The organism is Nocardia sp. Marseille-Q1738 (genome assembly GCF_965283145.1).
The window spans coordinates 199,439-220,994 of sequence record NZ_CBDIMS010000011.1; the positions used below are offsets into that span (position 1 = coordinate 199,439).

Consider the following 21,556-nt stretch of genomic DNA (forward strand, 5'->3'; position numbering starts at 1 on the left):
CTCCTACCTCCACAGCTCGAGCTGCCGCGCGCTGCGGCCCCTACGTTCAACGAACCTTGAATTCGAGTCCGCCCCATTCAAGGTTGGCGGCCGAAACTTGAGTCGCCCACCGCCAAGGAGCCCCCGATGGACGCCCTGCTGCTGGCGGACGATGCCGAACTCATCTGCCGCTGGGTCCTGGCCACCCTCTTCATCCCCGAACAGACTGAAGCCTTCTGGGCTGACCTGCACGCGGGATTCGTCGAGGAGATCGAGATGTACCTGAAGGCTTGCGCTGTGATGGCCGACGCCGCCCAACCGATCGGAACGGAGTCCTGATGGCCCCGTCCGGCGACGACCTGGAACTGGCCGTGGATGCTCGGATTGCGGCAGTCCACGACCGTCTCGGTCTTCGCGAGGTATCACGTACCCGCGGCGCGGATGGTGTCGTAAAGATCGACCTGGAGCGCGTCCAGACCTCGGAGGAGTACTGATGGACCTGTGCGCCGTTATCGACGCGATCCTCGCTCCTCTGGCCGAGGACATCGCGCTGGCCTACGACCACTTCGCCCGGGAGTCCTGATGCCGGAGTTCGCCGCCGGCGGTCCGATCGCGGCGTCGGATGTATTGACAGCTCGCATCGTGATCGAACGCCATCTCGACAAGAACGGCGACCGCATCACCGCCACAGCTGAAGACAATCGCGGCGAACCGCTCGATTACGTCACCACGCTGGGTCTGCTCGAGTTCGCGAAGGCGCAGTTTCTCGGAATGGAGCCCTGATGCTGGACCTGTACGCCCTGGTTCGCCTGTTCTGCCATCCCGCCCCACTGCGGACGCTGGAGTACACGGCACCGATCGGCGTGTGGCCGCTGTGAGCGACTGGGACGACGGGGACGACTTCGAGCCCGAACCGAGCCTCCGAGATCGCCTGTCCGCGCTGAGACGCCGAGCGAAGCGCCGCACAGGCCGCGCACTCAGGGCGATTCACCTGTCCCGCTGGGCCGATGCCCTCGACCCACCCCTGACACCGTGGTGGCTCCGCCGACCTTTGGGTTACCGCGAGCACTTTGTGGACCCCAGCGAGCCCGTGGAGGACTACACAGCGCTTTCCGATCACTTCGAGGACGTCCTGCTCTCCCAGATGCACTACAGGGACGGGCAGAAGCGCGCGAAGCTGATCGAGATCGCGTTCACGGAGCCGGATCCGGTGAAGGCGGGCCAGGCTGCCGCCGAACTGCGCCGGATGATTTTCCAGGGCCCGTGATCCGCCGCTGGCTCGCCGGTCTGCTGTCCGCTCTCGCTGACCGCCTGTACCCGCCGTACCCGGAGAGGATGCGGCGCACCGGTGGAGAGGTCAAACCCCGCACCCCCGACGATTCGGTGCTGGTGTGGATGGAATTCCGAGGATGGAACAACTGATGCGCAAGACTGTCGCTGGACTGCTGATCCGCTTGGCCCACCGCATCTACCGCCCGCGGGTGACGGAGACCGACCTGCGGGGCGTGCCGTTGCTCCAGGCGGTTGAGGATGAGCTGAAGCGACAGGACCCATGGGCCCGCCGCGCGTCGATGTCGTGGGATCTCCCGACCTCCACCACAATCCACGTCAACGACCTGGACATAGCGAAAGCAGCAGCGGCCGTTGAGCGCAAGTACCGTCGCCAGCAGCTCCGCGGGTTCGGCCGTTGATGCATCCCGCGGTGAAGGTGATCGTGTCGCCGAAGACGCAGATCATCGTCCACGCCACCTTGTTAACCCTGTTCGTGATCCTCATCCCGCCAACGGTTCTGTTGTGGTCGGAGTCCATTCCCTACATCGCCTATCTGTCGGTGTACGCGATCATCGCCTCCCACTGGACCGGCCTGGTGGCGGCGCTTTCGTGGATGTCGAGCCAGCATGTGGAGGAGAACGGCGATGCGTGACCGATGGGACAGCTTCGTCGTCCGCCTCATCCAGTTCGTCGTCGCCCGCTTGAGGATTCGCGTCGGATGAGCGAAGTGCAGAACGAGGTCAAGTTCCGCGGCCACGAAGCCAGGGATCAGCGCAAACCCCCACCCGGGTACGAGAACCTGGGCGGCGAGTTCGTCTCACCAGCCTTCAAGGCGTTCCTGCAAGCCGCCATGGACGGGAAACTCCCCACACCCGAAGATGTTCCGCCGCAGGACCCGAAAATCGTGGCCCTAGCCCAAGAGCTGATGGTCATCCACCTACCGGAGTGGAAGAACCCCGCCGGCCGCAAGGTAGCCGAACCCACAAGCATGCGTATCGGTGGCGCCCTGCGGGTCGCCGAGTACCTCATCCAGCGCGGCGTCGACATCGACACCGACAAGGCCACCGTCCGTTGGGTTCCGACTCCGGGTGCGCGACTGGGTGCAGGAGACCCGGGTAAGCACCTGTACCGCAACGAGGACGGTACGTGGCCGGAGATTCCGGACGCCGAGGAGTTCTGGAGCATCGACGAGATCGATGTCAAGCAGCTCGATGACGGCCGTTGGTGTGCGTTCCATCCCCGCGGTATCGAATGCACCGACCCCTCGAAGACCGAAGCGTTCGCTATGTGTGTGGAGCGTGTCCGCGCGAAGGTCGCCGAACTGAAAGGCCAGTCGTGATCCGCGTCAATGACCGCCAAGACCCGCAGCAGGGGTCACAGTCTGTCCCGGGCGCTGAACTGGTCGACGACAGCTCTCCCTATCAGCGGGTGTTCACTGTCCCGCAAGGGGAGTTCGTCGCCCGCCTCGCCGCTGCGGGCGCAGTGCAGGACCGGTTCCTGGTGGCCATCGGCAACCCGGACGCGCCAGAAGGTGAAGCGCCGGACGTCTGGTTCGGGGTGGTCGCGTCGTGGCAGCCGCAGGGTAGCAAGGTGCGGGTGACTGCCAGGGCTGCGCGGACGGCCGAAGAAGCCGTCCACCCGTGAACGATGAGATCGAGTCCGCCCGCGGCCGCGTCGAGACGGCACAGAAGGAACTGGCCGACGCAATCGCGGACTTCAAGGCCGCCTTCGCCAATGCAGAGGACCGGCTCGCCATGTTCAACGAGGAACTCGGCACACAGCCCTGATCGACCAGAAATGCGACGTTTTGGCTGCTCGCATCGAATTCGTCGGTATGTTTTGTGACAGGAGAGAATGAATGGGTTCCGTCGACATCGACACCATCGTGCTGGTCGGCAAGATCGGTTTGATCGTCATCAAGGCCATCATCGAGATCGTCGGCGCCCTCGGCTGATGCGGATCGCGTTCCTGGGCAACTTCGGTTGCAGTTGGAGTTCCGAGAGCCACCACGCGGCGAGCCTGGAATCTCTTGGCCACGAGGTGGTCCGGCTCCAGGAACCGCAGGTGCCAGCCGATGAGCTGCTCACCACCGCCGCGGGTTGCGACCTTTTCGTCTGGGTGCACACTCACGGCTGGAACACCCCCGGCATCGAGAAGGTCCTGAACGGCCTCCGGGAGCGCGGGATTCCGTCAATGACCTACCACCTGGACCTCTGGTTCGGGCTGCGGCGGCAGAAGGACATGCAGTCGGATCCGTACTGGAGCATCGACCACTTCTTCACCGTTGACAAACGGATGGCGGAGTGGCTGACGGAGAACACTCCGGTGCGCGGCCACTATGTCACCGCCGGCGTGTACGGACTCGAGTGTTACATGACCGAACCGGGAGACCGGTTCGATGTGGCTTTCGTCGGCTCCAAGGGCTACCACCCGGAGTGGCCGTACAGGCCGACGATCATCAACTGGCTGAACACTCATTACCGCCACCGGTTCCGCCACTATGGCGGCGGCGGACTCGGCACCGTCCGCGGCGCCGAGCTCAACCAGGTGTACGCCGATGCCCGTGTGGTCGTCGGCGACTCCCTGTGCTTGGGCTTCGACTACCCCGACTATTGGTCAGACCGGGTTTACGAGACCCTCGGCCGCGGCGGATTCCTCATCCACCCGTACGTCCACGGCATGGAGAGGCAGTTCGAGGACGGGAAACACCTGCGGTTCTACGAGTTCGGCAACTTCGGCCAGCTCCGTGAACTCATCGACCACTACCTCACGCACGACGAGGAGCGTGAGGAGATCCGCCGCGCCGGGCACGAGCACGTGAAGGCCAACCACACCTACACCCGGCGCTGGCAGCAGATCCTGGACACGCTCGGTTTGTCGGTGCCTAGCAATAGAATTGACTGAATAAGGACCCCCGCGAGTGCGCGAACACTCCGGGGGCATGGCCAGCTGTAGAGGAGCTGACAATGAACGATAATACTTCTCCCCGGTTGTGGCGGCGGATGACCGTCATGGAGAGATTCTTCAGCAGCATCGCCAGCTTCGATGACTGCTGGCTCTGGCGTACGCCGAAGGACAATGGCTACGGCGAGTTCATGGAAAACCGGCAGCGCATCCGTGCGCATATCTGGTCCTACGTGACCTTTCGTGGTGAATACGACCGCAGCCTTGATCTAGACCATGTGTGCCACAACCGGGATAAGTCATGCAAGGGCGGCAAGGGCTGCCTGCATCGGCGGTGTGTAAACCCGCTTCACCTTGAGCCAGCGTCTCGCTCGGTGAACACGAAACGCGGCCGAACCGGCGACGCAGCGGCAGTCCGCACGCACTGCGGGAACGGCCACGAATTCACGCCTGAGAACACCATCGTCCGCAAGGGCGGCTCCCGCGATTGCCGCGCCTGCAAGAGGAGAAGAGAGACGTTGCGCACGCGGCAGGCAAGGTTGGAGCGTGGTGTGAAGCCACGGAAGAAGCGGGTGGACTATTGAGCCGACCAGTGGCAATGGTCGAGACGCTGATCAACGGGCGGTGGAAGATCCTGCTGCCCGAGCGTCGTGCCGCGCGCCCGGAATGGGACCTGGCCAACGGCGGATGGGAACGCCAGCGCCTGGACGCGATGGCCGATCGCATCGGGCCCACTGACGTGGTGTTCTACTGCGGCAGCGAAGAAGGCGAGTTCCCGGCGCTGTGTCAGATGTGGGGTGCCGAGATCGCATTGTTCGAGCCGAACCCGAAAGCGTGGCCGAACACGAAATCGATCTGGGACGCCAACGGCTTACATGTGCCGGTGTGCTGGCCCGGGTTCGCGTCCAACGAGACACGGACGCACGGCGCGCAGCTACTCCAGGCATGGCCGGACTACGCGACAGGCGAGATCGTGGGCGACCACGGTTTCAAGGAGTTGTACCTGGAGGCGGCGAATTACCCGCAAATCCGTCTGGATGATGTGGTCGCGCAGTGGAAGCCACCCACGGTGATTTGCTTCGACGTCGAGGGCAGCGAATGGCAAGTGTTGCGCGGTGCCGAACAAACGCTTTGCGAGCACAAGCCGACCCTGTTCGCGTCGATCCACCCGGAGTTCATGTTCCACCAGTGGGGCGAGTACTCGCGGGACTTCCGGAACTGGATCATCGACATCGGCTACCGGGAGACGCTGTTGGCGTACGAGCACGAATTACACGCGGTGTACGAGGCGCTGTGATCCCCGTCGTAAGGCTCGCGCCGGGTAACCAGTGGGACCAAAACCTCTTGGACCTGCTGCTCTCCAACCAGCTGTATCCGACCGGCTTGGAATTCGAGCGCTTCGACGCCTACACCAAGGCCGACGGGATCATCCTGATCGTGCCGGGCCGGTACTGGCACAAGCACACTGCGGAAATCTCCGAGGCGATCTCGCGGTACCAGTGGGTGCTGGCGATCCGGACCGGCGACGAGGAAGACCTGCTCGACATCGGGCGGATCGTGCACCCGAACATCCGGTGGTGGGCGCAGACGCCGCAGACCGAGAAGGACTACGGCACCGCGCGCTTGATCGGTCTGGGCTTTCCGCCGCACTTCAACAACCTCGGTGAGATGCCGGACCGCGTAATCGATGTCTTCCTGGCGGCTCAGCGCACCCATGAGCGTCGCGACCAGGCATTCGATGCGATCGACCAGGGAGACCGCGGATGGAACTCCGTGACCGTCTCCACTGCCGGATTCACGCAGGGCGAACCGCCCCACAACTACGCACGATTGATGGGCATGACCAAGGTCGCACCGGCGCCGTCGGGGGCGTACAGCCCGGACTCGTTCAGGCTGTACGAAGCCCTCGAGGCTCATGCCGTGCCGATCGCGGACGATATCTCGCCGGCCTATGACAGCGCGGGGTATTGGGAACGACTGTTCCCGGGCGTGCCGTTCCCGATTCTGCGGAACTACGCGGACCTGCCTGGCTACATCGAAGACGTCTTGACCGACTACCCGCGGATAGCGAACCGGGTCGCCGCCTGGTGGATGGGATACAAACGTGGACTGGCCCGGCAGTTGCGGGAGGACCTGGAGCTTCTCGGAGCCGAACTTGCGTGACATCACGGTGGTCATCCCGGTGTCCCCGATCCGGTCGCACCCGGACACGGTGATTCTCGATGAGACGCTGGACTCGGTGCGGCATCACCTGCCGGACGCGGAGATCATCCTCACCTTTGATGGCGTTCGGGCCGAGCAGGAGTTCCGCCGAGCAGACTACGAGCGGTTCATCCAATCCGCCCTATGGCGGGCCGACCACCATTACGGCAACATCCTGCCGCTGATCTGCGACGAGCACATGCACCAGACGGGCATGATGCGCCGAGCCCTCGAACATATCGACACCCCGCTGTTGATGTACGTCGAGCAGGACACCCCCCTGGTGACTGACGAGCCGATCGACCTCGACCTCATCGCAAAGTTCGTGCTGAGCGGCGAATCCAACTGCGTGCGACTGCATCACGAGGGAAGAATTCCCGCCGAGCATGAGCACATGATGCACGGCGACGATGGCGGGTTCATCCGGACCAGCCAGTGGAGCCAGCGCCCGCATGTGGCGTCGGTGGCGTTCTATCGCCGGATCATGGACTGCCACTTCAGCGCTGAGGCCCGGTCGTTCATCGAGGACAGAATGCACGGTGTCGTGGACGAGGCCTACCGCTGCGGCGGGATGTTGGGTTGGGCGCAGTACCGCGTCCACATTTACAACCCGGGGCCGAACCTGAAGCGCAGTTATCACACGGATGGGCGCGCCGGCGAACCGAAGTGGGATGGGAGCCAGGTCTTCTGATGCGGATCGGTCTGATCGCCCGTGCCGACTCGCGCGGACTCGGTGTGCAAACCAAGAGCTTCCACGACGCGATGCAGCCCGCCAAGACGATGGTGGTCGATTGCCCGTCGGCGAATCCGCTTCCACTGCGCCGCGATTGGTACCCGGACGCCACATGGGTGAAGGGCCTACCAACAGCAATCGACTTCCGGACCTGGCTGGACGGCTTGGACGTGGTGTACACCGCGGAGACGGGCTACTCCAGGGCGCTGTGGTCTGAGGCTGAACGCGCCGGAGTGAAGACGATCCTGCACCTGAATCGCGAGTTCCTAGACCCACATGACCAACCCACGTTGTGGGCGGCGCCGAGCATGTGGCGCTACGAGGAGATCCCTGACCCGAAGACCTTCCTCGCAGTCCCGATCGACCTCGCTAAGTTCCCTACCCGCCCGCCAGCCACCAAGGCAACTCGGTTCCTCCACGTGATCGGCCGCCCGGCGATCCACGACCGCAACGGAACCGTGGACCTCCTCGACGCACTCGCCTACGTGCAGTCACCGATCACGCTGACCATCACCTGCCAGGACAGGACCTACGTGCCCGGCCTGCTGGCGTCGCGACGTATCCCGCGCCACATCCACCTGGATGTGCGCGGCGGTGATGCGGCGAACAACTGGGAGCTATACACGGGACAGGACGTGCTGGTGCTGCCAAGGCGCTTCGGTGGGCTGAGCTTGCCGGTTCATGAGGCGCTCGGTTCCGGTATGCCGGTGATCATGACCGCGGTTTCGCCGAACGAATGGCTACCCGGTGACTGGCTGATCCCGGCCCAGAAGCGCGGCGAGTTCATGGCGAAGACCAAGGTCGAGGTGCACTCGGCCGACCTGCGCAAACTGGCTGACCGCATCGACCGGTTCGCCACCGACCCAACGTTCTTCGCTGCCTCGCACGAAATCGCTCGGCGGATGGCGAAGGAGCTGTCGTGGGACAACCAACGCCCGGTGTACGAGAAGGTGTTCGCGGACCTGTGCAACCGATGATTTCCTTCGCCGTTGTCGCCCATCAAGCGAGGCTTGTGCAGGCAACAGAGCTCGCTCACTCCATCGGCGCCATCATCTCCCTGGACGACGGCAGTATCGGCGCCGACAATAACCACCTCCGCGCGTGGGCAGATACCACGACCATCGAATCCGAATGGGCTGCCGTGCTCGAGGACGACGCCGAACCAGTGGCCGGCTTCATTCATCAAGCGGAGCGGGCTCTCGCCGTAGCCCCGGCGCCTGTAGTCAGCTTCTACGTGGGCACCGGACGTCCGATGAAGTGGCAAGACAGCATCGCCAAGGCCATCACTGCAGCGGACCGCGTCGACGCCCACTGGCTCACGTGCAACTACCTGCTCCATGCCGTAGCGGTAGCCATACGAACCGACCTCGTAGACGACTGGCTGGGCTGGGCCCACAGCAGCAGGCGCCCCATCGATGAACGCATGTCCGCCTGGTGTCTCACCCGCCACCACAGGGTTGCCTACACCGCGCCATCCCTCGTCGACCACGCGGACGGCCCAACCCTCATATCACCCCATCCGCTCAGGCGCGGCGACAAACCACGCCGAGCGTGGCGCACCGGAACCCGCGACACATGGAACACCACCAGCGTGGACCTGTGTTAGTCGGACGTAGACGAAGGAACCCCATGCCCCGCACGCCCGAGCAGGTGAAGGCCGACGACGCACTGACAGAGGCGATCGAGGTCGTACACCGTGCGTACAACGACGATGTCGAGGGTGTCCTCACCACCTATGTGGTACTCGCTCAGCGCACATGGTGGGACGAAGAAGGCCGCAGGTTCGCCGCGTCCTACTGCACACCCAAGGACTGCAACGTCACCTTGTCCGAACAACTCGGCATGGTGGAGTACGCATCCACGGTGTACCGGTCCGAGATCATCGACTCCTTCGGCGACGGTCAGTAGAACTTCCTGGACTCCGCAGTGGCCAAGCGCAAGACCACAGCCGAGCGGGGTTACGGCACTGAGCATCGCAAGCGTCGAGCCGCACTCGAACCGCTCGTTCGATCAGGCCAAGCAAGGTGCTGGCGCTGCAAGAAACCGATCTCGCCCTTAGCCAAATGGGACCTCGGACACGACGACAACGACCGCACCCAGTACCGCGGACCCGAACACGTCAGCTGCAACCGCAGCGCAGGAGCACATGCCTCAGCCGAAGCACGCCGAACAGCGCCGCCGCCGCGCTCCCGCAACTGGTGACACAGGGGGGAGGGGATGCCGCGAGAACACCTCGTGCGCGCCCCGACTCCATCCGGCCACAGTCGAAATCTCTCTCCGCCGTTTTTCCCCCAGGAGGTGAGCCACATGGCAGCCCAGAAACCATCGTTGCGCGCGGTCGACAGTGAGGAGCGGGCACCCAAGCGGCCACCGAGGACCGTCACCGACGCCGCCGACAACGGGACGACGCGGGAGCTGCTGGTCGCGATGCGCACTCGGATCGCGAAGGCGGTCGAGGACCCGAATACGCCTGCGCGTGATCTCGCCGCACTGACAAAGCGGCTCGTGGAGGTCGTGCGGGACATCGAGGCGATCGACGCCCGCGAGGAGCAGGAAAACGACAAGCGTGACAGCGCCGACGACGCAGCGTTCGACGCCTCGGCTATCTGAAGCCGCGCGCCACATCGTGATCCCCTCGGGGATCGTGACGACCGGCTGGCCCAAGGTGCGCGAACGCCTGGTCGACATGGGCGTCGAGTTCGACCCATGGCAGGCGGGCATCTCCCAGATCGCACTGGGCAAGCGTGCGAACGGGAAGTACGCGGCCACGGTGGGCGGCGTGGTGTTATCGATCCCTCGGCAGGTCGGCAAGACGTTCACCGTCGGGTTCCTGATCTTCGCGCTGTGCTTGGAATTCCCGGGAACTCGCGTGATCTGGACTTCGCATCACGCGCGCACGACAACGAACACCTTCCGGTCGATGCAGGGAATGGTGCAGCGGCCACGGATCGCGCCGCATCTGGCTCCCAACGGGATCCGGACGGCCAACGGTGAGCAGGAGATCCGGTTTCAGAACCGATCGATCGTGATGTTCGGCGCCCGGGAGCAGGGGTTCGGCCGCGGTATGGATGCCATCGACATCGAGGTTTTCGACGAGGCGCAGATTTTGTCGATCAAGGCGCTCGAGGACATGGTGCCTGCGACTAACCAGGCCAGGCATCCGCATGGCGCGCTGCTGTTCTTCATCGGAACTCCGCCGCGTCCTACCGATCCGGGTGAGGCGTTCACAACCAAGCGGGCCCGTGCCTTGTCGGGCAAGAGCGAGGACCAGGCTTACATCGAGTTCAGCGCCGACTCCGACGCGGATCCCGACGACCGCGCGCAGTGGTCGAAGGCGAACCCGTCCTATCCGGTACGGACACCGCTCGAGGCGATGCTGCGGATGCGAGAGAACATCCCCGATGAGGCGTCGTGGCTGCGTGAGGCGATGGGTATCTGGGAGGACTACACCGCGGGGGCGGTGATCAGCACCCAGCAGTGGAACGACTTGAAAGATCCGGCGTCGCAGCCGAAGGATCCGGTCGCGTTCGGCGTGTACCTGTCACAGGACCGGTCGGTCGCCGCGATCGCGGTAGCCGGCCGACGTGAGGACTGGAAGATCCACGTGGAGATCGTGCCCGCCAAGAGGGGCGGGACCGAGGACTCCCTACCGGGCACGGCCTGGATCGCGCCGCGGCTGAAGGAGTTGGCGGACGGGTTCAGCCCGTGCGCGGTGGTGATCGACTCTTTCTCCGCCGCAGCGTCGTTGATCCCGGCGATCACCGACGCGGGGGTGGAAGTTGTCACGACCGGCGCCAGTGACATGGCGCGTGCGTGCGGCCAGTTCTATGACGCCGTCATCGAGGACGAGATCCGGCACCTGAACGCCAAGCCGTTGAACACTGCGGTGTGTTCCGGAAAGAAACGCCCCCTACGTGACGCGTGGGCGTGGGACCGCAAGGATCCGCGCTCCGACATCACCCAACTCGTCGCCGCGACGCTCGCGGTGCACGGGCTGATCGAGCACGGACCGGAAGATGCAACCGAGACAGAGGTTTGGGGGTTCTGGGAATGACAGTTGCCCAAATCTGGCTGCTCGTAGCAGTTCTGGGCGCCGTCGCGGTGGTGGCTGGCGTGGCTTTGCTGGCTGGTGCGCCGTGGGCGCTGATCACTGGTGGGGTGATGGCGATCGTCGCTGCGGTGTTGCTGGTGGATCCTGCTGCTCTGCGTGGTAGGCGCTGATGCCGTCTCTGCTGGCCCGCTGGAAGGGCGCAGACGTCGAACGCTCGGATCTGACGTGGGATGAGTACGCGCAGCTGCTGCAGCAGTTCCAGTTCAACGGCTACGTCTACCAAACGGGTCTGCAGCAGACGCTGGCGGGCACGGACACGGAACGGCCGTCGAACAACTTCGTCGGATTGGCGTCGAGCGCGTACGCATCCAACGGCGTGGTGTTCGCGTGCATGCTGGTGCGGCAACTGGTGTTCAGCTCGATCCGGTTCCGGTGGCAGAACCTGCGCGACGGGAAGCCGTCGGACACGTTCGGTACTGCGGAGCTCTCGGTGCTCGAGGAGCCGTGGACCGGCGGCACAACCCAGGACCTGCTGTCCCGGATGATTCAGGACGCCGACCTGGCAGGGAACAGCTACTGGACCCGCCAAGGCGATGAACTGATTCGCCTGCGGCCGGACTGGGTCGAGATCGTAGGCGCCAAACGGTATCTGCCCAGCGTGGGACGCAACCGCAACCGCGGCACCGGCCAAGTCGGATGGGTGAAGAAGGGCTACCTCTACACCGAGGGCGGCTCAGGATCCAACAACGACCCGGTGGCGTTCACGGTCGACGAGGTGGCGCATTTCGCGCCGATCCCCGACCCGCTGGCGCAGTTCTCCGGCATGAGCTGGCTGACGCCGATCCTGCGGGAGATCCAAGCCGATCACGCGATGACGAGGTATCAGCGGAAGTACCTCGACAACGGCGCGACACCGAACATGGTGATCAAGCACGACATCGGCGCAAACGAGGAGAAAGTCCGTCGCTGGAAAGAGCAGATGGACGAGAAGCACGCCGGAGCCGACAACGCAGGCAAGACGCTGCATCTGTACCCAGGTGCAGACGCCACGGTGATCGGCTCGAACCTGAAAGACATCGACTTCAAGAATGTCCGCGGCGGCGGAGAGACCAGAATCGCCGCGGCGGCCGGTGTTCCGCCGGTCATCGTCGGCCTCTCCGAAGGTCTCGCCGCAGCCACCTATTCGAACTACGGCCAAGCCCGCAGGCGCCTGGCCGATGGCACTGCGCATCCGCTGTGGCAGAACGTGTCCGGATCGTTGAATCGGATCGTGCCGCGCACCGATCGCACCAAGAGCAGTGCAGTGCGGCTGTGGTACGACGCCACCGACGTGCCGTTCCTGCGTGAGGACGAAAAGGACGCTGCCGACATCGCCGCAGTGAAAGCCCAGACCATCCGTCAGTACATCGACTCCGGATATCTGCCGGATTCGGTGGTCGCTGCGGTGAACGCCAACGATCTCCGCCTGCTCAAGCACAGCGGGCTGTATTCCGTGCAGCTGCAGAAGCCGGGGAGCGACGACCCCCAACCCCAGGGAGAACCGAATGTCGACGGAACTGAAGACCCTGGCGCGTGAAGACCTTTGCCGGTCGGTCTCGTTCACGCTCACCCGGTCCGGCGAGGACACCAACGGTGACAGCCTGACCTTCGAAGGCTACGGCGCCGTGTTCAACAGCCCCACCCGGATCGATTCGTGGGAGGGCACGTTCGACGAGCAGATCGCGCCCGGAGCGTTCAAGAAGTCGATCCGGGAGCGCACGCCGCGGTTCCAGTTCGACCACGGCCACCACCCGCTGATCGGCAGCATTCCGATCGGCCGGATCACCGACATACACGAGGACACCTCCGGGTTGTACGTCGAGGCCCGCCTGTCGGACAACTGGTTGGTCGAGCCGATCCGCGACGCCATCGCCGAGGGCTCGGTGGACGGCATGAGCTTCCGTTTCTCGATCGTGCGTGAGGAGTGGCGGGACAAGGACGGAAAGATCGTCAAACCCGAGGAGGTCCTGGACCTCCTGTGGGATGACCACGAGGGCCGCGGCCCGCTGCTGCGCACCCTGAAGGAAGTCAAGGTCGCCGAAGTTGGGCCCGTCGTTTGGCCGGCGTACGAGGCCACCTCCGCAAGTGTCCGTTCCAAGGTCATCGACCTGGGGCGACTGAATGAACCTGAGCAGCGCAGGCTGCTCGCTCGCGCCGTGTTCCTCGCGGACACGGCCGACAGCTCCCCCGAGGAGCGGTCCGACGAAGAGCCGCAAGACACCACCCCGGTGGCCGTTGAGCACTCGGACGAGGACACCAGCACGCCGCAACCCACCCGTGAGGCCGGGGAGCACGAGCCGGAATCCCCCGAACCCGCACCCGTCGACGACGTCGACGCCACAAGGGCAGCCGCTTTCGAGCGGCAGTTCCTGGACGCGTTGAACGAGGTCAAGACGGCGCGGGAATCAACCCCACCCTTAAGGACTCTGAAATGAGTGTCGAACTCACCCATCAGCAGGCGGTGAACCGCGAGAAGGACATCCAGGACGAACTGGAGCGGCTCAAGGCCAAGCAGAACAAGACCGCTGAAGACCTGGCCGCCGTCGGCCCGCTGGTCGAGGAATTCCGGCAGGTACACCAGCACCGGCTGGACCTCGAGCACGACGCGGCCCTGGCCGAGATCCGGTCGGCGACCGGATCGGCGCCGAAGAACGAGGACGCTGACCGCGGCCCGGCGCGCGTCGAGACCGAGGTGGTCGACCGCACCCGCGGTGCCAGCCTGGGCGGCAAGTACCGAAACCCGTGGGATACCAGCGAAGTCCGGTACGGCCGTGAAGGCACCATTGGTGAACTGCGGTCGCGGGCGCTGGATGCGATCGAGCGGATGCCGCACGCGGACGACAAGGTCCGTGAGGTGTCGACGCGGCTGATCGAGCGTCACGAGGGTTCCAGGGTGGCCGAGTTGGTGCTCACAACCACCTCCCCGGACTACAGCAACGCGTTCACAAAGGTCATCCGGTCCAAGGGCCAAATGGCCGCGCTGACTAACAGTGAGCAGCAGGCGCTTTCGCGCGCCATGTCGCTCACCGACGCCAACGGCGGCTACCTCGTGCCGTTCCAGCTGGATCCGTCGGTGATCATCACGGCCAACGGTTCGTTCAACCAGGTGCGGCAGATCGCGCGGGTCGTGCAAATCACCAGCGATGTGTGGCACGGCATCAGCTCGGCGGGCGTGACGGGTTCGTGGGACGCGGAAGCTGCTGAGGTCTCCGACGACTCGCCGACCCTGGACCAGCCGTCGATCCCTGTCCACAAGGGCGCGGTGTTCGTCGCGCAGTCCTTCGAGGTGCAGCAGGACGCCGCGGGCCTGGCCAACGAGGTCGCGTCGATGATCGCGTTCGAGAAGGACCGCATGGAGTCGGTGGCGTTCGTCACCGGCACCGGTTCGGGTCAGCCTACGGGCATCATCACCGCCCTCACCGGCGGCTCGAGCGTCGTCACGTCGACCACCACCGACACCTTCGCGGTCGGCGACGTGTACAAGCTCGACGGCGCCCTCCCGGCTCGGTATGCGGCGAACGCTTCGTGGCTGGCGCACAGGACCATCTACAACCTGATGCGGCAGTTCGACACCAACGGCGGCTCGGCCCTGTGGGGTCAGCTGGGTGACGCCCGCAAGTCGGAGCTGCTCGGCCGCCCGGACTATGTCGCGGAGGCGATGGACTCCACCATCACCGCGCTGGCCGACAACCTCGTCCTCGTGTTCGGCGACTTCTCGAACTTCGTGGTCGTGGATCGTCTCGGCACGAGCCTGTCGTATGTCCCTCACCTGTTCGGCAGCAATGGCCGTCCAACTGGGCAGAGTGGGTGGTATGCCCACTTCCGCGTGGGGTCCGATTCGGTGAACGATGGTGCGTTCCGCGTCTTGAACGTCACCTAGTCACACCCAACCGTGAAGTACGACCAGGAGCGGTTACGGGCCGCTCTGGCGCAGGTCCCAAAGGATGCCTGGTCGCTGCCCAGCAGCTACGCCGAAACCCGTGTACACCACGGATACCGGCGTGTGGTGCTGGTCAGCGCCGGGCGACCTTGGGAGCACGCCGCCCTGTTCGCCGACGTGCTCGCGGACATCGCGCCGGTGCATGAGGCGTGGCTGTCGTGGATCGAGCCGAGCGGGTTCATCGCCCCGCACCGCGACGCAGGGCCGTGGCGGGAACGCTGGCAGGTCCCCATCGCCGCGGCCGGGGATTGGTGCGGCGCAGACACGTTCACACCGGCGGATGGCTGCGCATTCCAGGTTGAGCACTGGGCGCCCCACTCGGTGATCAACCGCACCGATCGTCCCCGCATCCACCTCGTCATCGACCGGGACGTGTGGATCGACAAGCCGCCGGCGCCGTTCACGGTCTACCCGATCCCCGACGACATGACCGATCTGGTTCGGAGGAGCCTGGCATGAAATACCGCTGCATCAACGCGTTCACCTTCAACGACCGGATGTATCCCGGTGGCCTGGAGGTAGACGGCGACGACGAGATCCTGGCCAGCCACGGCGCCCACTTCGCGCAGGTGGCCGAGCCGCCTGCCCGATCGGTGGAGACCGCGACGGCCGGGCCGGGCGAGGCACGCAATCTCACCCCACCGCAGAAGGCGCCTGCGAGGAAGGCGCCTGCGAAGAAGGCCGCGCCGAAGGCCGCGCCAGCCGAGTCGGAGAAGAAGCCGGACGAGAGCGACACGGCCGACGTGAAAGACAACAACGTCGGCGACCAGGGCGGCGACGATGCGTAGGACGCTCTACAACCGGTGCCTCACCCGGCAGGCGCTCACCTCGGCGGTGCGCACCAACGGCACCGTGAACGGCACAACGGTGGATCTCGGCGTGTTCGGTAACGACTTCCGCAGCGTCCTGTTCATCGTCTCGACAGGAACCATCACCGACGGGTCGCACGCGATCACGATGCAGGACTCCCCGGATGGGACGAACTGGACGACAGTTCCGGCGAGCCAGCGGCAGGGTTCGCTGCCGACGATCGTCGCCGCGAACGACGACACCTTGTTCGAGTTCGGGTACATCGTCGGCACGAACCAGTATGTGCGGCTGGTCGCTACCACTTCAGGCGCTACCACCGGCGGTGTCTTCTCGGCGGTTGCGGTTCTGTCGGAAGGTTCGACCACGCCTGTGTTGAGGTCCTGATGGCGGCGTTCGCCACCACCACCGAACTGCAGAACTGGTTGCAGGAGACGTCTATCGACACGGCCGCGGCCACGCTCGCGGTGAACATCGCCTCCAGCGCGATCCGCACCCACTGCGGATGGTCGATCAGCCAAGAGGCAGATGTGACTGCGGTGCTGGACGGCAGCGGTAACCGGTGGCTGTGGCTGCCGACGCTGAAGCTGACTGCGGTCACGTCGGTAGAGGTCAACGGCGATCCGCTCACCGTGGTCACCGATTTCGACTGGACTTCCTACGGGAAGCTGATCCACCGCGGTTGCTGGCCCCGGACGCCGCGGTCGGTGGAGGTGGTGTACACCCACGGCTACGCCACGGTCCCGGATGTGGTGAAAGGTGTGTGCCTGACGTTGGCGGCGCGCGGTTACCGCAACCCGGAGGCGCTGAAGTCGAGGTCGGAAGCGTTCGGCCCGTTCAACGAACGCGTCAGCTACGACACCAGGCTCTCGCCGATCGAGCTGGATCAACTTGGGCCCTTCAAGCTGGAGTTCGTGGGCTGATGACGGAGACAGTGACCCGCCACCGCGGTGGAGGATTCGACAACGACGGCAACCCGATCCCATGGGCCAATGCCTCGCTCACCGCGCGGGCGGTAGCTCCCGGAGCGACCGAGGAATACAAGGACCGCGGTCGGGATGGACAGCGAGTCGACATGAGCGTGTATTTCCTGCCTGCTGTGGATCTCGGCAATGACGACGAACTGACCGTGCGCGGAGAACGCTACTTCCTGCAGGTTGAGTCGTGGATCTCGCCGTTCAGTACGCGCACCGGAACGGTGGCGCTGTGCAGCAGAGGGGAAGGCTGATCGTATGGCCGTAGTCCGGCTGAATCACGAAGGTATTGCCCGGCTGCTGAAATCGCGGGAGTTCGCCGCTGTGGTCAAAGGGGCCGCACATCGGGTGGCCGCGGAAGCGGGTGAGGACGCCACGGTCAGCGAGTACACCACTGACCGCGCCGCGGCGGCGGTGTCGGTGCCGGCAGAACAGCAAGCCCGCGACGGTGTGCTGACACGCGCGGCCGCCTCGGTGGGGCTCGAGGTTAAGGCTCGGCCGTGAAGCTGCTACGGCTACCCGCAGATCCGGCGAAGGCGGCCAAGAACTATCTCGCGCTGGCGGTTCCGGGCATGGTCGCTGCCCCTGCTCCCACGTTCGGGATGGTGGTGCCCAAGGACTGGACCCCCAGCTCGGCGCCGCACCTGGCCGTGTTCGACGACAGCGGCCCTGCCCGATGGCCGGTCACGACGCGGCCACTGCTGCGGGTCACTGTGTGGGCCGACGGCAGGGACCGTTCCCGGGCCATTGCCGGGGCGGCGTTGGGCGTGCTGCTGTCGCATCGCATTCCCGGGATCGCCACCATCACCGAACCATCCCTGTTGTTGGAGGCCCGCGATTCCACCAACGGTGGGGTGCTCGCCTCGTTCACTGTCCGCGCGCAGGCTCGGACGCTGCCTCTCTGAGGTTTTCACCGCAGTCGCAGCGGTGCAACAGATCCCCTTCTCCCAGCCTGATCGGGCTGGAGACCACCTGATACAGGAGGTGCCTCATGGCCCGTAATCCCGACAATGTCCTGATTTGGCAGGACGCCCATGTGTATGTGTCCGCGGCAACCGTTCGCCCGGCCCTGCCGTCGACTATCGACGACCCCTTCGGCGCCGGCTGGGAGGAAGCAGGCATCCTCGACGGCGACGACGGCTTCCCCGAGGACCGCAGCCAGGACGAGACCAAGCATTTCGGCTGGGGCATCGGCCTGATCAAGGTCGGCTCGAAGAACTACGAGCTGATGCGGAAGTTCTCGCCACTGGAAGACAACGCGACTGTGCGCGGAATGATCCTACCGGGGTCGACTGCCACCAAGATCGCGTTGCCCAAGCCCGTGTACCGGTGGCTGGCGTTCGAGACCGAGAGTGACCTCGCGGATAAGGAGCGCTTGTTCACCACCAAGCGGGCCCGGGTGTGGGTTCCTGCGAACAACCGCAACGAGTCCGACATCACCAAGTGGGAGGTCGAGGCGCTGTTGTTCGCCGATTCGAACGGTGATGTGTTCGACCGGCAGGCGTTCGACGCGTCCTGATAGGCGCTGGCGGCGCGGTGTTTTCCGTGCGGGTTTCCACCGCGACCGCCAGCACCCCTTTTTGCGAAACCCGCAGTCCCAGAAAGACATCTCATGAAGTTAGAAGTCAAGCCGCGACCTCGAGAGGGGGTGGAAACGCGTGATGTTCGTTGAAGAGGCTGCCGGTTTGCAGGCAGTGGTGGAGTTGGCCGAGGAACTTGTTGAACAGGTGTCGTTGAGCTTGCTGGTTCCAGTCACCGGCGGCGCGGCGGGCAGCGAAATGCCGGCGCGCTCCGGGCGAGGCTTTCAGCGAGGACAGTGCCCAGATCGGCCCGACGGCGGCGAGACGCCTGTTTTTGATATGGCGGTGCAGCACAACGGTTTTCTTGCCGCTGGCGCGGGTGATGGGTGCGGATCCGGCGAAGGCTTTGAGGCCGCGGGCGTCGGCGAAGCGGTTGCGGTCGTCTCCGATTTCGGCGAGCACCCGGGCGCCGGTCAACGGTCCCAGGCCGGGGAAGCTGACGAGGATTTTCGCGTCCGGGTGCCTGTCAAAATGGGCTGCGGTCGCCTCCGCGAGGTCTTCTGCGGCGGTGGCCGCGGCATCGAACTGGCGCAGCAGCGCAGACAGCTGAATACCCATGGCGTTCTCCACCATCGGCGGTTGGTGCAGGTAGCTGGCACGGAAGATCGCGTGCAGCCGTTCGGCGTCGTCATTGATGCCGCGTTGACGGCCCGCTTTGACCAGCAGCGCCCGCAGCTGGGTGCGGGTCAGCCTCGCCGCCCGCGCTGGGGTCGGTGCCGCAGCCAGGATGGTGCGGGCGTCGCGGCGGGCCAGGCCGCCGCCAGACAGGCCGGCGAAGGCTTCCACAGCGGCGGGGTAGAAGTCTTTGAGCAGGTCACGGACGCGGTTGCCGATCTGCTGACGCGACCACACGGCGTCCTGCTGAGCGCGAGCCAAGACTCGAATCGCTTGTGCGAGTTCGGTATCGGCGGGCAAGCGTCGGTGCGCGTCCGCGTCGGTGCGCAGGATGTTGGCCAACAGCACAGCGTCGGCGGCATCGGATTTCGCGCCCGCCACCTGGTGGCGGGCGCGGTAACGCGAGGCCGAGAGCGGGTTGATCGCATAGACCGGTCGACCGGTCGCCCGCAGCGCGGCCACCAGCAGGCCACGGTCGGTTTCGATGGCGATCGGGATCGGGTTCTCGGCGGTGTCGCCGGCTTCGGCAAGCATGCTCAGCAGTTGGGCGAACCCTGTCGCGTTGTGGCCGATCTTTGCTTTGCTCGTCGTCCGGCCGTCGGTGTCGACGATCGCGACGTCATGATGGGATTCTGCCCAGTCGATTCCGCAAGTGGAACCCAAATCGCTTCTCCTTCATCAGGTTTCGTGCAGGGGATGAGCCTGGTTGGGGTCACGCGGCACCCTAATCACGGGACTCGAGGGTCCGACATCTCATTAGCCGTCCGTGACTCCAGCACACCGCAGGACTCCATGCTGTCGAAGAGCTCCAGGGCTCGCGAACGAATAGAAGAAGTCACCCCTGCGGCGGGCTCGAGCAACGGCATCCCACCACCCCACAGCCTGGTCTGCCCTCAGGCGCGCCGTTCTCTCTTAAGGCATCGAACGCCAGGAAACCCTGGGCGTCACCTGACGGCAGACCAGATCGAGGAACAAGAACCCCGGCCGTTCCGGCCGGTACTCCCCATCCCTACTAACTGATTAGGAAACTCGCACATGAGCAACCCCCGTCGTCATCGCCCCCGCCCGGACGGTGCGCCGGTCCCGCAGGACTACAAGCCGCCGCGCAAGACCGCGGCGCAGCGGGAGGCCGAAGGCGCCGAGACCATCGTGATCGAGTACGGCGGTATGGAATTCGAGATCCCCGGCTCTGTCGATGACTGGCCGACCGTCGCTGTGCAGGCGGCGAGCAAGAACCAGCATATCGACGCCATCGAGCACATCCTCGGCCCGAAGCAGTGGGCTGTCTTCCTCGCGAAATTCCCGAGGAAGCGGAATTTCGACGAGTTCGCCGAGCTGGTCGCCGACGAGATGGGATTCAACACGGCGGGAAACTGACGGCGCTGCTGCGCATCGTCGGCGAGCACGAGGACGCTCTCGAAGCCGACCTGTCGCAGCATCATCGCCTCCGTTACACCGACCGCTGGCGCCGAGATGAAGCGGGCGTTCCGCTGCTGACGCTGCGTGAGATCTGGGTCCGCGTCCAGGAATTGCCGCCCACCGCTCGACTGGTGATGCTCGGCAACGACGGTCGCCCCCGCTGGACCGATGCCGACTATCTGCTGGCCGACATCGCCGGCATCCTCGCTGGCCGCGAGCACCCGGCACGCCCGACGCCGATTAGCACTCCCACTGAGAACGTGCCCTCGCGCCGCGCCGCGCTGCGTCAGCAACGGATCAAGGCCAAACGCGAACGCGAAGCCCAACTAGCGCAGAAGGGAGGCGACCAGGATGGCTGAGACGATCGGATACGCAGCCCTTCAGATCATCCCCACACTGCGCGGGCTCCAGGGCAGCCTCGACCGCCAGCTGTCCAGGCAGCTGACCACCGCCGGGCACAAAGCTGGACGCGACACCGGCGACGCGATCACCTCCGGCATCCAATCCGGGAAATACGAGGCGACCGGCAGGTCAGCTGGTACTCGGATCGGTGCCGGGCTCAAGACCACCGGGCGTAAGGCGGGCCGTGACGCCGGTGAGGCGATCGCCTCGGGGATCCGCAACGCCGACTATGTGGATGCGGGCCGCGACGCCGCGGGCCGGTTCCGCGCGGGGTTCGTCACTGCCGGGCAGCGCACCGGTCGCGACGCCGGCGAGGCGATCGCCTCGGGCGTCCGGAACGCGAACTACGAATCCAGCGGTCGCTCGGCCGCCGACCGGATCCGGTCCGGTCTGCTCGCCGGCTTGCGGGGCATCGGCGCTGGGATCGAGATCGGCACGCGCGGGCTGTCGCTGTTCGTCGTGAACGCCGCCAGCATCTCGACCGCGTTCGGGATCGCGGCCAAGATCGTGAAGTCATTCTCTGCGGCGACCTTCGTCTCCGCGATCGCGCTGCGGCAGGTGGCCTCGGTGGGTCTGACCAGGCTCGCCGGCGCCCTGCGGCTCATCGCCGCGATCGCCGGGCGGGTCGCCCGCGAAATC

35 protein-coding genes are annotated in these 21,556 nt (G+C 65.2%); 33 read left to right on the forward strand and 2 right to left on the reverse strand.

Annotated elements, in window-relative coordinates:
* Window positions 1–126 precede the first annotated feature (126 nt).
* The 31 genes from ACWPXK_RS30195 (at window position 127) to ACWPXK_RS30345 (ending at window position 18,420) form a co-directional block, all read left to right on the forward strand.
* Window positions 127–318, forward strand: coding sequence for a hypothetical protein (locus tag ACWPXK_RS30195; RefSeq protein WP_454199561.1), 192 nt, complete (start codon window positions 127–129; stop codon window positions 316–318).
* Window positions 318–473, forward strand: a complete 156-nt coding sequence (locus ACWPXK_RS30200) for a hypothetical protein (protein ID WP_454199562.1) — start codon at window positions 318–320, stop codon at window positions 471–473. Before ACWPXK_RS30195 ends, ACWPXK_RS30200 begins: the two co-directional genes overlap by 1 nt.
* Window positions 474–561: 88 nt before the next feature.
* Window positions 562–762: a hypothetical protein gene (locus tag ACWPXK_RS30205; RefSeq protein ID WP_454199563.1), complete on the forward strand. Its 201-nt coding sequence runs from the start codon at window positions 562–564 to the stop codon at window positions 760–762.
* A 91-nt stretch (window positions 763–853) separates the two neighbouring features.
* Complete coding sequence (locus tag ACWPXK_RS30210) at window positions 854–1,246, forward strand: hypothetical protein (protein WP_454199564.1); 393 nt, start codon at window positions 854–856, stop codon at window positions 1,244–1,246.
* A 154-nt stretch (window positions 1,247–1,400) separates the two neighbouring features.
* A complete protein-coding gene (locus tag ACWPXK_RS30215; protein ID WP_454199565.1) occupies window positions 1,401–1,670 on the forward strand; it encodes a hypothetical protein in 270 nt (89 codons plus the stop codon).
* Window positions 1,671–1,681: 11 nt separating this feature from the next.
* Window positions 1,682–1,903 carry a hypothetical protein gene (locus tag ACWPXK_RS30220; RefSeq protein WP_454199566.1) on the forward strand — a complete coding sequence of 74 codons (222 nt, stop codon included), beginning with the start codon at window positions 1,682–1,684 and terminating at the stop codon, window positions 1,901–1,903.
* Window positions 1,904–1,969: 66 nt separating this feature from the next.
* On the forward strand, window positions 1,970–2,590 hold the full coding sequence (locus ACWPXK_RS30225) for a hypothetical protein (RefSeq protein ID WP_454199567.1): 621 nt from the start codon (window positions 1,970–1,972) through the stop codon (window positions 2,588–2,590).
* A complete protein-coding gene (locus ACWPXK_RS30230) occupies window positions 2,587–2,895 on the forward strand; it encodes a hypothetical protein (RefSeq protein WP_454199568.1) in 309 nt (102 codons plus the stop codon). Before ACWPXK_RS30225 ends, ACWPXK_RS30230 begins: the two co-directional genes overlap by 4 nt.
* Window positions 2,892–3,038 carry a hypothetical protein gene (locus ACWPXK_RS30235; RefSeq protein ID WP_454199569.1) on the forward strand — a complete coding sequence of 49 codons (147 nt, stop codon included), beginning with the start codon at window positions 2,892–2,894 and terminating at the stop codon, window positions 3,036–3,038. The genes ACWPXK_RS30230 and ACWPXK_RS30235 overlap by 4 nt, the downstream gene beginning before the upstream one ends.
* Before the next feature lie 166 nt (window positions 3,039–3,204).
* A complete protein-coding gene (locus ACWPXK_RS30240; protein ID WP_454199570.1) occupies window positions 3,205–4,155 on the forward strand; it encodes a glycosyltransferase family protein in 951 nt (316 codons plus the stop codon).
* 62 nt (window positions 4,156–4,217) lie between these two features.
* The gene (locus ACWPXK_RS30245) at window positions 4,218–4,739 is read left to right on the forward strand and encodes a hypothetical protein (protein WP_454199571.1); all 522 of its coding nucleotides are present in this window, start codon (window positions 4,218–4,220) and stop codon (window positions 4,737–4,739) included.
* A 14-nt stretch (window positions 4,740–4,753) separates the two neighbouring features.
* Window positions 4,754–5,452 (forward strand): FkbM family methyltransferase, encoded by a 699-nt coding sequence (locus tag ACWPXK_RS30250; protein ID WP_454199636.1) that lies wholly within the window; start codon window positions 4,754–4,756, stop codon window positions 5,450–5,452.
* Window positions 5,449–6,318, forward strand: a complete 870-nt coding sequence (locus tag ACWPXK_RS30255; RefSeq protein ID WP_454199572.1) for a hypothetical protein — start codon at window positions 5,449–5,451, stop codon at window positions 6,316–6,318. The genes ACWPXK_RS30250 and ACWPXK_RS30255 overlap by 4 nt, the downstream gene beginning before the upstream one ends.
* A 76-nt stretch (window positions 6,319–6,394) precedes the next feature.
* Entirely contained in the window at window positions 6,395–7,048 is a 654-nt protein-coding gene (locus tag ACWPXK_RS30260) for a hypothetical protein (protein ID WP_454199573.1), read from the forward strand.
* Window positions 7,048–8,067, forward strand: a complete 1,020-nt coding sequence (locus ACWPXK_RS30265) for a glycosyltransferase (RefSeq protein ID WP_454199574.1) — start codon at window positions 7,048–7,050, stop codon at window positions 8,065–8,067. The genes ACWPXK_RS30260 and ACWPXK_RS30265 overlap by 1 nt, the downstream gene beginning before the upstream one ends.
* The gene (locus ACWPXK_RS30270; RefSeq protein WP_454199575.1) at window positions 8,064–8,696 is read left to right on the forward strand and encodes a hypothetical protein; all 633 of its coding nucleotides are present in this window, start codon (window positions 8,064–8,066) and stop codon (window positions 8,694–8,696) included. The genes ACWPXK_RS30265 and ACWPXK_RS30270 overlap by 4 nt, the downstream gene beginning before the upstream one ends.
* A 23-nt stretch (window positions 8,697–8,719) precedes the next feature.
* The gene (locus ACWPXK_RS30275) at window positions 8,720–8,998 is read left to right on the forward strand and encodes a hypothetical protein (RefSeq protein WP_454199576.1); all 279 of its coding nucleotides are present in this window, start codon (window positions 8,720–8,722) and stop codon (window positions 8,996–8,998) included.
* A gap of 399 nt (window positions 8,999–9,397) precedes the next feature.
* A complete protein-coding gene (locus ACWPXK_RS30280; protein WP_454199577.1) occupies window positions 9,398–9,700 on the forward strand; it encodes a hypothetical protein in 303 nt (100 codons plus the stop codon).
* A gap of 34 nt (window positions 9,701–9,734) precedes the next feature.
* Window positions 9,735–11,144, forward strand: coding sequence for a terminase (locus ACWPXK_RS30285; protein ID WP_454199578.1), 1,410 nt, complete (start codon window positions 9,735–9,737; stop codon window positions 11,142–11,144).
* On the forward strand, window positions 11,141–11,311 hold the full coding sequence (locus ACWPXK_RS30290) for a hypothetical protein (protein ID WP_454199579.1): 171 nt from the start codon (window positions 11,141–11,143) through the stop codon (window positions 11,309–11,311). The genes ACWPXK_RS30285 and ACWPXK_RS30290 overlap by 4 nt, the downstream gene beginning before the upstream one ends.
* Complete coding sequence (locus ACWPXK_RS30295; protein WP_454199580.1) at window positions 11,311–12,717, forward strand: phage portal protein; 1,407 nt, start codon at window positions 11,311–11,313, stop codon at window positions 12,715–12,717. The genes ACWPXK_RS30290 and ACWPXK_RS30295 overlap by 1 nt, the downstream gene beginning before the upstream one ends.
* Window positions 12,686–13,615 carry an HK97 family phage prohead protease gene (locus ACWPXK_RS30300; RefSeq protein WP_454199581.1) on the forward strand — a complete coding sequence of 310 codons (930 nt, stop codon included), beginning with the start codon at window positions 12,686–12,688 and terminating at the stop codon, window positions 13,613–13,615. The genes ACWPXK_RS30295 and ACWPXK_RS30300 overlap by 32 nt, the downstream gene beginning before the upstream one ends.
* Window positions 13,612–15,060, forward strand: a complete 1,449-nt coding sequence (locus tag ACWPXK_RS30305; protein ID WP_454199582.1) for a phage major capsid protein — start codon at window positions 13,612–13,614, stop codon at window positions 15,058–15,060. The genes ACWPXK_RS30300 and ACWPXK_RS30305 overlap by 4 nt, the downstream gene beginning before the upstream one ends.
* 12 nt (window positions 15,061–15,072) lie before the next feature.
* Window positions 15,073–15,579 carry an aspartyl/asparaginyl beta-hydroxylase domain-containing protein gene (locus ACWPXK_RS30310; protein ID WP_454199583.1) on the forward strand — a complete coding sequence of 169 codons (507 nt, stop codon included), beginning with the start codon at window positions 15,073–15,075 and terminating at the stop codon, window positions 15,577–15,579.
* Window positions 15,576–15,908 (forward strand): hypothetical protein, encoded by a 333-nt coding sequence (locus tag ACWPXK_RS30315; protein WP_454199584.1) that lies wholly within the window; start codon window positions 15,576–15,578, stop codon window positions 15,906–15,908. The genes ACWPXK_RS30310 and ACWPXK_RS30315 overlap by 4 nt, the downstream gene beginning before the upstream one ends.
* Window positions 15,901–16,314 carry a hypothetical protein gene (locus ACWPXK_RS30320; RefSeq protein ID WP_454199585.1) on the forward strand — a complete coding sequence of 138 codons (414 nt, stop codon included), beginning with the start codon at window positions 15,901–15,903 and terminating at the stop codon, window positions 16,312–16,314. The genes ACWPXK_RS30315 and ACWPXK_RS30320 overlap by 8 nt, the downstream gene beginning before the upstream one ends.
* Entirely contained in the window at window positions 16,314–16,850 is a 537-nt protein-coding gene (locus tag ACWPXK_RS30325) for a hypothetical protein (RefSeq protein WP_454199586.1), read from the forward strand. The genes ACWPXK_RS30320 and ACWPXK_RS30325 overlap by 1 nt, the downstream gene beginning before the upstream one ends.
* Window positions 16,850–17,155: a hypothetical protein gene (locus ACWPXK_RS30330; protein WP_454199587.1), complete on the forward strand. Its 306-nt coding sequence runs from the start codon at window positions 16,850–16,852 to the stop codon at window positions 17,153–17,155. The genes ACWPXK_RS30325 and ACWPXK_RS30330 overlap by 1 nt, the downstream gene beginning before the upstream one ends.
* A gap of 4 nt (window positions 17,156–17,159) precedes the next feature.
* Window positions 17,160–17,405 carry a hypothetical protein gene (locus ACWPXK_RS30335; RefSeq protein ID WP_454199588.1) on the forward strand — a complete coding sequence of 82 codons (246 nt, stop codon included), beginning with the start codon at window positions 17,160–17,162 and terminating at the stop codon, window positions 17,403–17,405.
* On the forward strand, window positions 17,402–17,806 hold the full coding sequence (locus ACWPXK_RS30340) for a hypothetical protein (RefSeq protein WP_454199589.1): 405 nt from the start codon (window positions 17,402–17,404) through the stop codon (window positions 17,804–17,806). The genes ACWPXK_RS30335 and ACWPXK_RS30340 overlap by 4 nt, the downstream gene beginning before the upstream one ends.
* 86 nt (window positions 17,807–17,892) lie before the next feature.
* The gene (locus ACWPXK_RS30345; protein ID WP_454199590.1) at window positions 17,893–18,420 is read left to right on the forward strand and encodes a hypothetical protein; all 528 of its coding nucleotides are present in this window, start codon (window positions 17,893–17,895) and stop codon (window positions 18,418–18,420) included.
* 106 nt (window positions 18,421–18,526) lie between these two features.
* Here ACWPXK_RS30345 and ACWPXK_RS30350 read toward each other — a convergent pair whose 3' ends face one another.
* Window positions 18,527–19,759: an IS110 family transposase gene (locus ACWPXK_RS30350; protein WP_454199591.1), complete on the reverse strand. Its 1,233-nt coding sequence runs from the start codon at window positions 19,757–19,759 to the stop codon at window positions 18,527–18,529.
* A gap of 372 nt (window positions 19,760–20,131) precedes the next feature.
* Here ACWPXK_RS30350 and ACWPXK_RS30355 point away from each other — a divergent pair, with 372 nt between their 5' ends.
* A complete protein-coding gene (locus ACWPXK_RS30355) occupies window positions 20,132–20,473 on the forward strand; it encodes a hypothetical protein (protein WP_454199592.1) in 342 nt (113 codons plus the stop codon).
* Between the two features lie 173 nt (window positions 20,474–20,646).
* On the forward strand, window positions 20,647–20,874 hold the full coding sequence (locus tag ACWPXK_RS30360) for a hypothetical protein (RefSeq protein WP_454199593.1): 228 nt from the start codon (window positions 20,647–20,649) through the stop codon (window positions 20,872–20,874).
* 387 nt (window positions 20,875–21,261) lie between these two features.
* Here the strand turns inward: ACWPXK_RS30360 and ACWPXK_RS30365 are convergent, their stop codons facing one another.
* Window positions 21,262–21,522, reverse strand: a complete 261-nt coding sequence (locus ACWPXK_RS30365) for a hypothetical protein (protein WP_454199594.1) — start codon at window positions 21,520–21,522, stop codon at window positions 21,262–21,264.
* Window positions 21,523–21,556 lie beyond the last annotated feature (34 nt).

Bases quoted from the DNA above. Each gene is read 5' to 3' on its own strand.
- ACWPXK_RS30195 (WP_454199561.1), top strand. From the start codon at position 127: ATGGACGCCCTGCTGCTGGCGGACGATGCCGAACTCATCTGCCGCTGG.
- ACWPXK_RS30200 (WP_454199562.1), top strand. From the start codon at position 318: ATGGCCCCGTCCGGCGACGACCTGGAACTGGCCGTGGATGCTCGGATT.
- ACWPXK_RS30205 (WP_454199563.1), top strand. From the start codon at position 562: ATGCCGGAGTTCGCCGCCGGCGGTCCGATCGCGGCGTCGGATGTATTG.
- ACWPXK_RS30215 (WP_454199565.1), top strand. From the start codon at position 1,401: ATGCGCAAGACTGTCGCTGGACTGCTGATCCGCTTGGCCCACCGCATC.
- ACWPXK_RS30225 (WP_454199567.1), top strand. From the start codon at position 1,970: ATGAGCGAAGTGCAGAACGAGGTCAAGTTCCGCGGCCACGAAGCCAGG.
- ACWPXK_RS30240 (WP_454199570.1), top strand. From the start codon at position 3,205: ATGCGGATCGCGTTCCTGGGCAACTTCGGTTGCAGTTGGAGTTCCGAG.
- ACWPXK_RS30245 (WP_454199571.1), top strand. From the start codon at position 4,218: ATGAACGATAATACTTCTCCCCGGTTGTGGCGGCGGATGACCGTCATG.
- ACWPXK_RS30250 (WP_454199636.1), top strand. From the start codon at position 4,754: ATGGTCGAGACGCTGATCAACGGGCGGTGGAAGATCCTGCTGCCCGAG.
- ACWPXK_RS30265 (WP_454199574.1), top strand. From the start codon at position 7,048: ATGCGGATCGGTCTGATCGCCCGTGCCGACTCGCGCGGACTCGGTGTG.
- ACWPXK_RS30270 (WP_454199575.1), top strand. From the start codon at position 8,064: ATGATTTCCTTCGCCGTTGTCGCCCATCAAGCGAGGCTTGTGCAGGCA.
- ACWPXK_RS30275 (WP_454199576.1), top strand. From the start codon at position 8,720: ATGCCCCGCACGCCCGAGCAGGTGAAGGCCGACGACGCACTGACAGAG.
- ACWPXK_RS30280 (WP_454199577.1), top strand. From the start codon at position 9,398: ATGGCAGCCCAGAAACCATCGTTGCGCGCGGTCGACAGTGAGGAGCGG.
- ACWPXK_RS30290 (WP_454199579.1), top strand. From the start codon at position 11,141: ATGACAGTTGCCCAAATCTGGCTGCTCGTAGCAGTTCTGGGCGCCGTC.
- ACWPXK_RS30295 (WP_454199580.1), top strand. From the start codon at position 11,311: ATGCCGTCTCTGCTGGCCCGCTGGAAGGGCGCAGACGTCGAACGCTCG.
- ACWPXK_RS30300 (WP_454199581.1), top strand. From the start codon at position 12,686: ATGTCGACGGAACTGAAGACCCTGGCGCGTGAAGACCTTTGCCGGTCG.
- ACWPXK_RS30305 (WP_454199582.1), top strand. From the start codon at position 13,612: ATGAGTGTCGAACTCACCCATCAGCAGGCGGTGAACCGCGAGAAGGAC.
- ACWPXK_RS30315 (WP_454199584.1), top strand. From the start codon at position 15,576: ATGAAATACCGCTGCATCAACGCGTTCACCTTCAACGACCGGATGTAT.
- ACWPXK_RS30320 (WP_454199585.1), top strand. From the start codon at position 15,901: ATGCGTAGGACGCTCTACAACCGGTGCCTCACCCGGCAGGCGCTCACC.
- ACWPXK_RS30325 (WP_454199586.1), top strand. From the start codon at position 16,314: ATGGCGGCGTTCGCCACCACCACCGAACTGCAGAACTGGTTGCAGGAG.
- ACWPXK_RS30330 (WP_454199587.1), top strand. From the start codon at position 16,850: ATGACGGAGACAGTGACCCGCCACCGCGGTGGAGGATTCGACAACGAC.
- ACWPXK_RS30335 (WP_454199588.1), top strand. From the start codon at position 17,160: ATGGCCGTAGTCCGGCTGAATCACGAAGGTATTGCCCGGCTGCTGAAA.
- ACWPXK_RS30345 (WP_454199590.1), top strand. From the start codon at position 17,893: ATGGCCCGTAATCCCGACAATGTCCTGATTTGGCAGGACGCCCATGTG.
- ACWPXK_RS30355 (WP_454199592.1), top strand. From the start codon at position 20,132: ATGAGCAACCCCCGTCGTCATCGCCCCCGCCCGGACGGTGCGCCGGTC.
- ACWPXK_RS30365 (WP_454199594.1), bottom strand. From the start codon at position 21,522: ATGAGCCGCAGGGCGCCGGCGAGCCTGGTCAGACCCACCGAGGCCACC.